The sequence below is a fragment of the Azohydromonas australica DSM 1124 genome (assembly GCF_000430725.1).
In the GTDB taxonomy this organism is placed as follows: domain Bacteria; phylum Pseudomonadota; class Gammaproteobacteria; order Burkholderiales; family Burkholderiaceae_C; genus Azohydromonas; species Azohydromonas australica.
Map to the genome: position 1 here is coordinate 107479 of NZ_AUMO01000045.1, position 13344 is coordinate 120822.

8 protein-coding genes are annotated in these 13344 nt (G+C 70.6%); 5 read left to right on the forward strand and 3 right to left on the reverse strand.

Annotated elements, in window-relative coordinates:
• Positions 1 to 43 precede the first annotated feature (43 nt).
• A complete protein-coding gene (locus H537_RS0108550) occupies positions 44 to 949 on the forward strand; it encodes an AEC family transporter (protein WP_028997584.1) in 906 nt (301 codons plus the stop codon).
• Here H537_RS0108550 and queG read toward each other — a convergent pair.
• A complete protein-coding gene (gene queG / locus H537_RS0108555) occupies positions 946 to 2061 on the reverse strand; it encodes a tRNA epoxyqueuosine(34) reductase QueG (RefSeq protein ID WP_043458423.1) in 1116 nt (371 codons plus the stop codon). The genes H537_RS0108550 and queG overlap by 4 nt on opposite strands.
• Between queG and tsaE the strand changes: the two genes are divergently transcribed.
• Both tsaE and H537_RS0108565 read left to right on the forward strand, forming a co-directional pair.
• On the forward strand, positions 2044 to 2535 hold the full coding sequence (gene tsaE / locus H537_RS0108560; RefSeq protein WP_028997586.1) for a tRNA (adenosine(37)-N6)-threonylcarbamoyltransferase complex ATPase subunit type 1 TsaE: 492 nt from the start codon (positions 2044 to 2046) through the stop codon (positions 2533 to 2535). The genes queG and tsaE overlap by 18 nt on opposite strands.
• Positions 2532 to 3920, forward strand: coding sequence for an N-acetylmuramoyl-L-alanine amidase (locus H537_RS0108565; RefSeq protein WP_043458424.1), 1389 nt, complete (start codon positions 2532 to 2534; stop codon positions 3918 to 3920). The genes tsaE and H537_RS0108565 overlap by 4 nt, the downstream gene beginning before the upstream one ends.
• Positions 3921 to 3985: 65 nt before the next feature.
• On the opposite strand, the gene H537_RS0108570 is transcribed toward H537_RS0108565, so the two are convergent.
• Positions 3986 to 4630: a DedA family protein gene (locus H537_RS0108570; RefSeq protein WP_028997588.1), complete on the reverse strand. Its 645-nt coding sequence runs from the start codon at positions 4628 to 4630 to the stop codon at positions 3986 to 3988.
• Positions 4631 to 4679: 49 nt separating this feature from the next.
• Between H537_RS0108570 and mutL the strand changes: the two genes are divergently transcribed.
• Positions 4680 to 6671, forward strand: a complete 1992-nt coding sequence (gene mutL / locus H537_RS0108575) for a DNA mismatch repair endonuclease MutL (protein WP_028997589.1) — start codon at positions 4680 to 4682, stop codon at positions 6669 to 6671.
• 42 nt (positions 6672 to 6713) lie between these two features.
• Here the strand turns inward: mutL and H537_RS0108580 are convergent, their stop codons facing one another.
• Positions 6714 to 9914: a hypothetical protein gene (locus H537_RS0108580; RefSeq protein ID WP_156901544.1), complete on the reverse strand. Its 3201-nt coding sequence runs from the start codon at positions 9912 to 9914 to the stop codon at positions 6714 to 6716.
• 652 nt (positions 9915 to 10566) lie between these two features.
• Here H537_RS0108580 and acnA point away from each other — a divergent pair.
• Positions 10567 to 13290 (forward strand): aconitate hydratase AcnA, encoded by a 2724-nt coding sequence (gene acnA, locus H537_RS0108585; protein WP_028997591.1) that lies wholly within the window; start codon positions 10567 to 10569, stop codon positions 13288 to 13290.
• Positions 13291 to 13344: the final 54 nt, after the last annotated feature.

Sequence of the window (13344 nt, forward strand, 5' to 3'; positions counted from 1 at the left end):
CCCCGCAGCGGGCCCAGGAAAGGCTCGCTGGCACACTTTTCCGATGAACGAGGCCCTGTTGCTGCTGCCCGATTTCCTGCTCATCGCGGCGGGCTTCCTGATCTGCCGCTACACGGCGCTCAACCGCCCGGTGTGGGAAGCGACGGAGCGGCTGGTGTACTACCTGCTGTTCCCGGTGCTGCTCTTCAACGCCATCGTGCGCAACCCGCTGCAGCCCGGCGCGATGCTGGCGCTGGTGTTCAGCGGCATGGCGGTGGTGGGCTGCGGCATCGTGCTGGCCTACTCGCTGGGCCTGCTGCGCGGAGTGGACCGCGTGGCCCATGCCTCGGGCGCGCAGACGGCCTTCCGCTTCAACTCCTACATCGGCCTGGCGCTGGCCGAGCGGCTGGGCGGCGCGCCGGCGGTGGCCGCCATCGCGCTGGTGATCGCCTTCTGCGTGCCGCTGTGCAACGTGGCGGCGGTGTGGCCGCTGGCGCGCCACGGCGGGCAGCATTTCGGGCGCGAGCTGATGCGCAACCCGCTGATCCTGAGCACCGTGGCCGGGCTGCTGGGCAACCTGCTCGGCCTGACCTTCCCCGAGCCGGTGGCCGTGAGCCTGCACCGCGTGGGCACCGCCGCGCTGCCGCTGGGCCTGATGGCGGTGGGCGCCGGGCTGCAGCTGGGCGCGCTGCGCGAGGCGCCGCGGCTGGCGACGGCCTTCCTGTCCATCCGCCACGCGGTGCTGCCGCTGGTGGCGCTGGTGCTGGTGCACGCGCTGGGGCTGCCGCCGGTGCAGCAGCTGGTGGTGGTGGCCTTCGCCGCGCTGCCCACCGCCTCCACCTGCTACGTGCTGGCCGCGCGGCTGGGCGGGCACCCGGGCTTCGTGGCCGGGCTGGTGACGGTCTCGACGCTGCTGGGCATGGTCAGCGTGCCGGTGGCGCTGTGGTCGCTGGCGCAGCTGCAGGGCTAGGTCAGCGCGGGAAGTGCCTGGCCGGCCTGCGCCAGCGCCCAGTCGATGTGCTCCCGCACCAGCTCGCCCGCCGCCTCGCGTCGAGCCGCCAGCGCCTGCCGCACCGCCGCTTCGTCCGCCTCCTGCAGCCCGGCGCGCAGCGCGTTGCCCAGCGCCACCGCCAGGTTGCGCTGCCAGCGCTCGTGGCCGATGCGCCGGATCGGGCTGCCCTCGGTGCGGGACAGGAACTCCGCCTCGCTCCAGCCCCAGAGCTGCAGCAGCGTGGGCGCCTCGAAGTGCGCCCGGACCTCGAAGTCGGGCAGCGGCGAGCGCTGCGCGAACTTGTTCCACGGGCACGCGAGCTGGCAGTCGTCGCAGCCGTAGATGCGGTTGCCCATCAGCGGACGCAGCTCGACGGGGATCGGCCCGTCGTGCTCGATGGTCAGGTAGGAGATGCAGCGCCGCGCGTCCAGCCGGTACGGCGCCACGATGGCCTGCGTCGGGCAGGCGTCCAGGCAGGCCGAGCAGCCGCCGCAGTGCGCCTGCGCGGGCTCGCCGTGCGGCAGCGCCAGGTCCACGTAGATCTCGCCCAGGAAGAAGGTCGAGCCCGCATCGCGCGCGAGCGTGAGCGTGTGGCGCCCGCGCCAACCCAGGCCGGCACGCGTGGCGAGCTCCACCTCCAGTACCGGGGCCGAGTCGGTGAACACGCGGTGGCCGAAGGGGCCGACGGCCGCGGCGAGCCGGTCGGCAAGCTTCTGCAGCCGCGCGCGCAGCACCTTGTGGTAGTCCCGCCCGCGGGCGTACATCGACACCCCGGCCTGCAGCGGCTGCCCCAGCCGCTCGAACTCGATGCGCTGCCAACCATCAGGCGTGCCGGGCGGCAGGTAGTCCATGCGCGCGGCGATGACGCTGACGGTGCCGGGTACCAGCTCCGCGGGCCGGGCGCGCTTCATGCCATGCGCGGCCATGTACTGCATGGAACCGTGGAATCCGGCCTCCAGCCAGGCGCGCAGGCCCGGCTCGGCGGCGCTCAGGTCCACGCCGCTGATGCCAATCTGGGAAAATCCCAATTCGCGCGCCCAGCCGCGCAGTGGCTCCAGCAATGCGAGCGCCTCATGACCCTTCAATCCCATCCCCAGATTCTAGGTAGCCGGACTTTCCACTGGCCGACGGAGGCCGATGCCGAGGCCTGCGCGGCGCGGCTGGCCGCGTCGCCGTCGCTGCGCGACGCCTTCATCGAGCTGCACGGCCCGCTGGGTGCGGGCAAGACCACCTTCGTGCGCCACCTGCTGCGCGCGCTGGGCGTCACCGGCCGCATCAAGAGCCCCAGCTACGCCGTGCTGGAGCCGCACGAGGCGGACGGCCTGGCCATCTCGCACTTCGACTTCTACCGCTTCGAGGACCCGCGCGAGTGGGAGGACGCCGGCTTTCGCGACGTCTTCGCCGCGCCGGGGCTCAAGATCGCCGAATGGCCCGACAAGGCGACGGGTGTATTGCCCCCGGCGGACCTGGTGCTGACGTTGCACATCCGCGACGACGACTCGCGCGAACTGCAGGCCCGGGCGCACAGTGCACGCGGACTGCAACTGTTGGAGATGCTGGCATGAGCCGCTTGCCGCGCTGTTTTCCCGATCCCTGCCCCGAGCGCCGCGGCCTGCTGAAACGCGGCGGCGCGCTGGCGCTGCTGCTGGGCGCGGGCGAGCTGGCCTGGGGCGCGGGCATCGTGGCCGTGCGCGTGTGGCCCGCGGAGGAATACACGCGCGTGACCATCGAGAGCGACCAGGCGCTGACGGCCCGGCACCAGCTCATGGAGTCGCCCGACCGGCTGGTGATCGACATCGACAACCTGGAGCTCAGTCCCGCGATGCGCGAGCTGGTGGGCAAGGTGCGCGCGGACGACCCCTTCATCGAAGGCGTGCGCGTGGGCCAGAACCAGCCGCGCACCGTGCGGCTGGTGGTGGACCTCAAGCAGGCCACCGCGCCGCAGGTGTTCCGCCTGTCGCCCGTGGCGGCGTACCAGCACCGGCTGGTGTTCGATCTCTACCCCACCCAGGCGCCGGACCCGCTGCTGGCGCTGCTGCGCGAGAAGACGCAGGCCGAGCAGCAGGCCGCGCGCTCGGTGCAGGACGCGCTGGGCGAGTTCATCGACCGCATGGACCGCCCCGGGCTGCCCACGCCGCCGCCGGTGGCCGCCGCGCCGAAGCCGGCGCTGCCGCCCGCGGCGCCGCCCATGACCCCCGCTCCGCCCCCGCCGCCCACGGCCGAGCAGCTGCGCAAGATCGACCGGCTGATCGTGGTCGCGCTGGACCCGGGCCACGGCGGCGAGGACCCGGGCGCCATCGGCCCCAGCGGGCTGAAGGAGAAGGACGTGGTGCTGGCCGTGGCGCTGCAGCTGCGCGACCGGCTCAACGCCATTCCCGGCATGCGCGCGATGCTCACGCGCGACGACGACTTCTTCGTGCCGCTGCACGAGCGCGTGAACAAGGCGCGGCGGGTGCAGGCGGACCTGTTCGTCTCCATCCACGCCGACGCGTTCATGAACCCCGAAGCCCGCGGCGCCAGCGTGTTCGCGCTCAGCGACAAGGGCGCCTCCAGCGCCGCGGCGCGCTGGATGGCGCAGCGCGAGAACGCCTCGGACCTGGTTGGCGGCGCCAACATCAAGAGCGGCGACGCGCACGTGATGCGCGCGCTGCTGGACATGAGCACCACGGCGCAGATCAAGGACAGCCTCAAGCTCGGCGACGAGGTGCTGGATCAGATCGGCAAGGTGGGCAAGCTGCACAAGCGCAGCGTCGAGCAGGCGGGCTTCGCGGTGCTCAAGGCGCCCGACATCCCGAGCATCCTGGTGGAGACGGCCTTCATCTCCAACCCGGAGGAGGAGCGCAAGCTCGCCAGCACCGAGTACCGCGGCGAGCTGGTGAAGGCGGTGGCCACCGGGATCCGCCGCTACTTCGCCCGGAATCCGCCGCTGGCGCGCAACCGGACGCTGTAATCCGCGCTCCACCCAACGGAAAGCGGCCCCTCGGGGCCGCTTTCCGTTTCAGGGTTCGGACAGCCTCACGCCGCCTCGGCGCGGCGCGCCTTCCACGCGCCCAGCACCGCGATGGCCGTGGGCACCAGGATCAGTGCGTAGATGATCAGGTTCAGGTTGGCCTTGACCCAGGGAATGTTGCCGAACAGGTAGCCCGCCAGCGTCAGCGACACCACCCACAGCAGCGCGCCGGTGATGTTGAAGAAGCTGAACTTGCCCCGCGTCATGGCCGCCACGCCGGCCACGAAGGGCACGAAGGTGCGAATGAACGGCATGAAGCGCGCCAGCACGATCGTGATGCCGCCGTGCTTCTCGTAGAAGGCGTGCGCCTGGTCGAAGGCGCGCTTGTTGAAGAAGCGCGAGCTCTCCCAGCGGAACACCTGCGGGCCCAGCCAGCGCCCGATGCTGTAGTTCACCTGGTCGCCCAGCACCGCCGCCGTGACCAGCAGCGCCATGGCCAGCGGCAGGCTCATCAGGTCCAGCCCGCACAGCGCGCCCACCACGAACAGCAGCGAGTCGCCGGGCAGGAAGGGCATCACCACCACGCCGGTCTCGACGAAGACGATGAGGAACAGCAGCGCGTACACCCACGCGCCATAGGCCTGCACGAACGCCATCAGGTGCGCGTCGACGTGCAGGATGAAATCAACCAACTGGGCGAGCATTTCCATGGAGCCCATTATCCGGAAGCCCTGTGGCGGCCTTCCTACAATCCCGTTGATGAATGCTCCCCTCACGGCCGCGCCGCGCCGACCCATCCGTGAACTGCCCGATGCGCTGGTGAGCCAGATCGCCGCGGGCGAGGTGGTGGAGCGCCCGGCCTCGGTGGTGCGCGAGCTGGTGGACAACGCGCTGGACGCCGGCGCCACGCAGGTCACGGTGCGCCTCACGGGCGGCGGCATGCGCGCCATCCTGGTCGAGGACGACGGCGGCGGCATCCCCGCCCCGCAGCTGGCCCTGGCCGTCAAGCGCCACGCCACCAGCAAGATCGCCTCGCTCTCGGAGCTGGAACACGTGCGCAGCATGGGCTTCCGCGGCGAGGCGCTGGCGGCCATCGCCTCGGTGGCCGAGCTGTGCATCGCCAGCCGCGCCGCGGAGGCCACGCACGCGCACCGGCTCGATGCCCGCACCGGCGAGCTCACGCCCGCGGCGCGCGGCGTGGGCACCACCGTCGAGGTGCGCGAGCTGTTCTTCAACACCCCGGCGCGGCGCAAGTTCCTCAAGAGCGAGAGCACCGAGTTCGCGCACGCGCTGGACGCCGTGCGCCGCCACGCGCTGGCGCGCCCGGACGTGAGCTTCAGCGTCTGGCATGACGGCAAGCTCTCGGCGCAGTGGCGCGCCGCCGGCGCCGGCTTGCTGCCCGAGGACAACGCGCTGACGCAGCGCATGCGCGAGGTGCTGGGCATCGACTTCATCGCCGCCAGCCGCGCGGTGCAGGCCGCCGCCGGGCCGCTGCGCATCGAGGGCCGCGCCGGCAACCCCGAGGCCGCGCGCAGCCGCGCCGACGTGCAGTACCTCTACGTCAACGGCCGCTTCGTGCGCGACCGCCTCGTTGCCCATGCCGTGCGCTCGGCCTACGAGGACCAGCTCCACGGCAGCCGCCAGCCCGCCTACGTGCTGTTCCTGGACATCGCGCCGGAGCTGGTGGACGTGAACGTGCACCCGACCAAGATCGAGGTGCGCTTCCGCGACAGCCGCGCCGTGCACCAGGCGGTGCGCCAGGCGCTGGTGCAGGCGCTGGCGCTCACGCGCGCGGCCCACGAGGCGCCGCAGGACGCCCCCTGGCCGGCACCCGTGGCGTCCGCCGCGGCGCCCTCCTCCACGGTGGCGCAGCGGGTGGAGCTGCCCACGCCGCCGCTGCGCCACCAGGCCGGCCTGGCCCTGGCCGACGCGCCTGCCCCGCGGCGCTGGGACGACGGCCCGTGGCGCACCCCGTCCGGCAGCGGCGGGCTCGCCGCCTGGGGCACGCTGCGCGGCGAGACGGCGGCGCCGGCCCGGGTGCCGGCGGCTGCCGGCGCGATGGCCGCCGGCGTCCCCGCCGCGGCGGCGGCGAGCAGCACCAGCGTCGCAACCGAAACCCTGCGCGAGCCCCCGCGCGTGGCGGCGGGCGCCGACGGGCAGTCGTCCTGGCTGCTGGGCCGGGCGCTGGCGCAGGTGGGCGGCGTGTACGTGTTGGCGGAGAACGCCCACGGGCTGGTGATCGTGGACATGCATGCCGCGCACGAGCGCATCGTGTACGAGCGGCTGAAGCGCTCGCAGGCGGCGCAGGGGCGGCTGCCCTCGCAGCCGCTGCTGATTCCCGAGGCCATGGCCGCCACGCCCACCGAGCTGGCCACGGCCGAGGCCGAGCGCGAAACGCTGCTGGAGCTGGGCCTGGACGTGGCGCCGCTGTCCGCCACCTCGCTGTCGCTGCGCAGCCGCCCGGCGGCGCTGCCGGACGCCGACCTGCCCGACGTGGTGCGCTCGGTGCTGGCGGAGCTGGCGCAGGTGGGATCGAGCCGCGTGGTGCAGCGCGCCCGCGACGAGATGCTGGCCACCATGGCCTGCCACGGCGCGGTGCGCGCCAACCGGCGCCTCACGCTGGAGGAGATGAACGCCCTGCTGCGCGAGATGGAAGCCACCGAGCGCGCCGACCAGTGCAACCACGGCCGGCCCACCTGGCGCCAGGTGACGATGAAGGAGCTGGACGGGCTGTTCCTGCGCGGGCGCTAGTGGCCCGCGCCGCGCCGGCGTTGCACCGGCGCGGCAACGGCGTCAGGGTGCCGGCTGCCCGGCCTCGGAGCCGAGCTTGAATACCCACGCGTTCTGGTTGATGTCGTTGATCAGCGCGAACACGCCGTGCTTGGGGATGTAGGCCCAGCGCCCGTGGGTGCCCTGGACGGGCGCCGCCGCCGTGGGGCCGGCGTTGACGGCCACCTGAGTCCACTCCAGCGTGTCCATGTCCAGCGCCCACACCTCGCTGCCGCCGTGCCAGGCCACGATGCGGTCGGCCACCGGGTCGTAGGCCACGCCGGGCGACTGCTTGCTGGTAACCAGCTCGGGAGGGTTGACGGTGCTCACGGTGCTCATCGTGTTGGTGACCAAGTCGATGATCTGCACGCCGTTGCCCAGCATCACGAACTTGCGGCGCTTGGTGTCCAGCGCGGCCGTCATGTGGTAGTCCACGGGCATGTTCGCGTTGAGCACCGTGAAGGTGTCGGTCGCCGGCGAGTAGGACTGGAACTTGGCCATGTCCTTGATCAGGACCTGCCCTCCCAGCTCGTCGTACACCGCCATCACGCCAAACGGAGCGCTCGTGGGCGCGGTATCGCGCCTCTTCACCCACTGGTCGCTGGTGAAGTCGCGCAGCCAAACACCGCCGTTGACGGGCCGGCTACCGTCCAGACAGTAGGACACGCTGCCGGCCACGGCGAAGAAGCTGTCCAAGGAGGGGATGTAGGCCATGCTGCCGCCGGTCGTGCGCGAACGCGGCGACCCGTCCGGCAGCGCAGTAGCACAGTTCGTGTCCTGGCCTGTGAGCGTGTACGGGCTGGGCTCGACGATGCGGTGGATCGACAGCGTGTCCAACTCCAGGGCGTACATCTCATTGCCCCAATAGCTGCTGTTGCCGCCGCCCCAGACCAGCAGCCGGCTGCGCCGGGTGTCCACCGTGGCGCCGTTGATGCCCCAGATCACCGCTGACGGCCAGCCCCTGGGCGCAGATGCCGGCACCACAGAGGCGATCTTGGTGTTGGGCAGCTCCATCCATTCGCCGGGATTGAGGTCGGCGAGCGAAACCAGCGGCAAGTTGGAGCTTGGCGGGGGAGTGTTCGTCGACGGCGGCGGGGCCAACTCCTTTGTGCGTGGGTACACGCTCCACACCGGGAAGTCGTTGAACTTCTTGAACGCCACCGCATAGTCAGGCGAGGAGGTCATGCGCGCCCAGGCGGCCTCGGCGCCCTCGGCGCCCTCGTCCACCGCGTACGCCAGCGCCGGCATCAGGTTGCCCCAGTAACTGTTGGCATCGCCGCGATAGCCACTGTCCAGGATGAGGCCCGGCTCGCCGTTGGTCGGCAGGCCCATGACGCGCGCCACCTCGCCCCAACTCGCGTACCAGGGCCCCGTGCCATTGATCCAGTCGCTGCGGAGGCTGGGCGCGAAAGGCACGGTGTACTGGCCGGCATAGGGGTAGGCGAACTGGTCGGCGCCGCTGCCACCCAGGCGCCCCACGATGGCCCGGAATTTCCAGGCCAGGAAGCTGTCGAGCTTGGACTGCAGCGTCTGGTCGTGCAGCTTGAGCCCCTTCATGTAGGCGAACGATCCGGTGAAGAAGTCGTCCATCCAGTTCGCGCCGACCAAGGGATCGGTGTTCGTATAGCCATTGCCATAGGGCTGCACCAGGCCCAGCGGATTATTGGGTTTGGCGACGTAGCGGCCGTGGTAATAGCCGATGTTGGCGTTGATGCTGGCCTTGAACTCGCCGCTCAGCGGGTCGTCATCGGGCGTGGCGATCGCGGCCTGCGACAGCGAGCGGATCGCCCAGGCGGCGCCGCGGGGCGTCAGCGGTCCCGTGCTCGATTCCAGGATGCCCAGGCCGCCCTGGCGCACGGTGTCGGCCTGCTTGAGGTAATTGGCCGTGGCGACGAACTGGATCTCCTCCCGGAAGTAGCCCCAGCCGGTGACCAGGTACGCCATGTAGCCCATCGAGGGATGGTGCGAGGTGGTGAACGCCGGCGGCGCCGTACCCGAGACGGCCGGCGTGTACTGGTTCTTGGACGAGGTGCCAATGCCGGACACGCCGGAGCCGTAGCTCATCACCAGGTTCGGATACGAGGAAAAGGACAGCGGGCGCTGTGTCGTCTCGTCGCGGTAATGGATGCCGTAGCGGCCGGCCGCGTAGCCGTTGATGATCGTGCTGCGCCAGGCGCGCGGATCACCCTGGGAACTCAGGTAAGCCGCGTCCCACATCGGCAGCAGCCCGATAGAGGCGTCGTATCCCGTATGCCCCATCGTGCTCGGAAAGGCGGCCTGCATCAGCGGCGTGTATTCGCCCACCAGCTGCGCCAGCAGCGGGCTGGTGCTGGCCGTCTGCCCGCTGTACCGGGGCACCAGACGGCTGTCCATGAAATAGGTGGTGGCATGCCGCGGCGTGACCATCGGGTCAGCATCCAGCCAGTGCGTGAGCGCGGTGCCACTGGCCAGCACGGCGCGCTGGTGGTTGAGCAGCGTCAGCGGCTGCGAGAAGCGCGTCTGGCCGCCCAGCGTGAACGTGGCCGATGCGCTCTTCTCGGTGCCGCCAGCCACCTTGAGGTAGCCGTTCTCGATCCAGGGCAGCACTTCCACGCGCCCGCCTTTGTAGGCGCGGACTTCCAGCCACGCCACCAGGTGCGCGTCGCTGCCGATGGGCTTGCGGTAGGTCCAGGAGCTCATCTGCGGCCCTCTCACCACGGTGCGCGCCGGGGTGTCCCAGTCGCTGGCGGACCAGCCCGCGGTGCCGAAGGCGCCGAAGGCCACGCTCGCGGTGATGCCCGTGGCCTTGAGGTCTTCCGTGGTCAGCGGCGTGGCCGCTTCCGGCGTCGCGGCCGCCCGCAGCCCGATGCTGCGCCAGGTGCCCGTGCTCAGGTCCGCGCGGCCGGAGAGGATGGCGAACTTGGCACTACCGTCGGGCCAGCGGTTCGTGACCACGGCCTGGAACTCGGACACGCCGTCGGCCACCAGCGTCGAGCCCTGTGGCACGTCGCCCTGGCGCAGCGGCTGCCCTACGGTGAAGGGCAGCTGCGAGCCGCCGACCGCGCTGGAGAGTCGCAGTTGGAACAGCGCTGCAGCAGGGTCAACGGCCAATGCGCGTTCCTTGCTGCCCTCGCCAGGGGGGGAAGAACCGCCGCTGCCGTTGCCGCCGCCACAAGCGGTCAACAGCACGGCGCTGAATAGGCAGGACACCAGTCCAGCCCAGGGAACCGGAAGACGGGGCCTCATGAAACGCTCCTGGGTTATCGCATCGTGTCGTGGCATTCACGAATCGACACGCAGAGGACAAAAAGGTGAAGTGGCTGAGTTACAAAAAAGTAATTGCTGTCTTCTTGGGTGACATAGACGCATTCAGGGGCCATACGCGCAACTATTTCCTTGACAGCACACACCCTCTCTATTCGTCATCACCAACGGCGTGTCACCGAGGCGCAAGCGGATCCCCTGAAGCGCAGCAGCGAAGCTCGCACGCACCGGGCGCCCCGGGAAGTGCCCGGGATGCGTGGGAGCGCTACTTGCTCCAGCTTGAGGTTGCTCAAAGACGGTCCTGAGGACCATGGCGCGCGCCTCTGGCCGCCATGCGCAACGTGACCGCCGACACGGGCCGCAACCCGAGCTGATCGAGCCGCTGGTACCCGTGGATCCGGTGGTGGTCGACCACCACGGCACGCCCGCCGCGCTTGGCCTCCCCGCGGCACCCCGGCACGGCAACCCGCCGTCCCGCGGGCCAGCAGTGGCTGCACGACGCCTGGGCTCAGGCCCGGTTGCCGGGGCCGCGCCGCTCTGCCCAAGTACCGGGACGCGTGCCGGGGCGCCTTGCCAGGCAGCAGGCGCGGCTATTGCCCGGATTCCCGGTTCTTCAACAACGGGAGTCCCCACCATGGCGCACGCCTTCGCCAACACGCTCACGGAGTTCTCCACGCCCTCGGGGCGCACGGGGCGCTTCTTTTCACTGCCGAAGCTGGCCGAGCGCTGGCCCGCGGTGCGGCGGCTGCCCGTGTCACTGCGCATCGTGCTGGAGAGCGTGCTGCGCAACTGCGACGGCAAGAAGGTGACGCCGGCCCATGTGGAGCAGCTGGCGGGCTGGCAGCCGGCGGCGCAGCGCGAGGAGGAGATCCCGTTCGTCGTCGCACGCGTGGTGCTGCAGGACTTCACCGGCGTGCCGCTGCTGGCCGACCTGGCCGCCATGCGCAACGTGGCCGCCGACCAGGGCCGCAACCCCAAGCTGATCGAGCCGCTGGTGCCCGTGGACCTGGTGGTGGACCACTCGGTGATGGTCGACCACTACGGCACGCCCGCCGCGCTGGACCTCAACATGAAGCTGGAGTTCGAGCGCAACCGCGAGCGCTACGAGTTCATGAAGTGGGGCATGCAGGCCTTCGAGACCTTCCGCGTGGTGCCGCCGGGCTTCGGCATCGTGCACCAAGTGAACCTGGAATACCTGGCGCGCGGACTGCACCGCGACGCCGACGGCGTGAGCTACCCCGACACGCTCGTGGGCACCGACAGCCACACCACGATGATCAACGGCCTGGGCGTGGTGGCCTGGGGCGTGGGCGGCATCGAGGCCGAGGCGGCGATGCTGGGCCAGCCGGTGTACCTGCTTACGCCCGACGTGGTGGGCTTCGAGCTCACCGGCGCGCTGCGCGAGGGCGTGACGGCGACGGACCTGGTGCTCACGGTCACGGAAATCCTGCGCAAGCACCGCGTGGTGGGCAAGTTCGTGGAGTTCTTCGGCGAGGGCACGCGCTCGCTGGCCCTGCCCGACCGCGCCACCATCGGCAACATGGCACCGGAGTACGGCGCCACCATGGGCTTCTTCCCGGTGGACGAGCGCACGGTGGAGTACCTGCGCGGCACCGGGCGCCCCGAGGCCGACCTGGAACTGTTCGAGGCCTACTGGAAGGCGCAGGGACTGTTCGGCGTCTCGCGCGCGGGCGAGATCGACTACTCGCAGGTAGTGTCGCTGGACCTCTCCAGCGTGCAGCCCAGCGTGGCGGGCCCCAAGCGCCCGCAGGACCGCATCGAGCTGGGCAAGCTCTCCAGCACCTTCACCGAGCTGTTCAGCAAGCCCGTGCCGCAGAACGGCTTCAACCAGCCGCCGGAGAAGCTGGGGCAGGCCTTCACCACCAGCAACGGGCTGGAGATCCACAACGGCGACGTGCTCATCGCCGCCATCACCTCCTGCACCAACACTTCCAACCCCGGCGTGCTGCTGGCCGCGGGGCTGCTGGCCAAGAAGGCCGTCGAGGCCGGGCTGAGCGTGCAGCCGCACATCAAGACCTCATTGGCGCCCGGCTCGCGCGTGGTGACGGAGTACCTCACCCGCGCCGGGCTGTTGCCCTACCTGGAGAAGCTGGGCTTCGCGGTGGCGGCCTACGGCTGCACCACCTGCATCGGCAACGCGGGGGACCTGACGCAGGAACTCAACGAGGTCATCTGGCGCAATGACCTCGTGTGCGCCGCCGTGCTCTCGGGCAACCGCAACTTCGAGGCGCGCATTCACCCCAACCTCAAGGCCAACTTCCTGGCCTCGCCGCCGCTGGTGGTGGCCTACGCCATCGCCGGCACCGTGCTCCGGGACCTGATGACGGAGCCGGTGGGCACGGGCCACGGCGGTAAGCCGGTGTACCTGGGCGACATCTGGCCCAGCAGCGACGAGGTGCACGCGCTGATGAAGTACGCCATGGACCCGGAGGCCTTCAAGGCCAACTACGCCAAGGTGGAGAGCGCCCCGGGCCCGCTGTGGCAGGCGATCAAGGGCGTGAGCGGGCAGGTGTACGACTGGCCCGCCAGCACCTACATCGCGCGCCCGCCCTTCTTCGAGGGTTTCACGATGCAGCCGCAGGCGCTGGTGAGCGGCGTGAAGGGCGCGCGCGTCATGGCGCTGTTCGGCGACTCCATCACCACCGACCACATCTCGCCGGCCGGCTCGATCAAGGAGGCCTCGCCGACCGGGCAATGGCTGATCGAGCGCCACGTGCTGAAACCCGACTTCAACAGCTACGGCTCGCGCCGCGGCAACCACGAGGTGATGATGCGCGGCACCTTCGCCAACGTGCGCATCAAGAACCTGATGCTGCCGCCCAAACCGGACGGCGCCATCGAGGAAGGCGGCCTCACCCTGTTCCAGCTCGACGGACCGGACCAGGGCGAAAAGATGTTCATCTACGACGCGGCCATGAAGTACCAGGCCGCGGGCGTGCCGACGGTGATCTTCGCCGGCGAGGAGTACGGCACCGGCTCCAGCCGCGACTGGGCGGCCAAGGGCACGCAGCTGCTGGGCATCAAGGCCGTGGTGGCGCGCAGCTTCGAGCGCATCCACCGCAGCAACCTGATCGGCATGGGGGTGCTGCCGCTGCAGTTCCGCGGCGAGGACTCCTGGCAGACGCTGGGGCTGCGCGGCGACGAGGTGATCGACATCGAGCTACCGCCGGGCGAGCCCCGGCCGCTGAGCGAGGCGACGCTGGTGATCCGCCGCGGCGACTCCTCCACCCAGCGCGTGACGCTGACGCTGCGCATCGACACGCCCATCGAGGTGGACTACTACAAGCACGGCGGGATATTGCCGTTCGTGCTGAGGCAGCTGCTGCAGGCGGCTTGAGGGCTGTCCCGCGCTGAACGCGAAAGCCGCCCGGAGGGCGGCTTTTTCATGCGC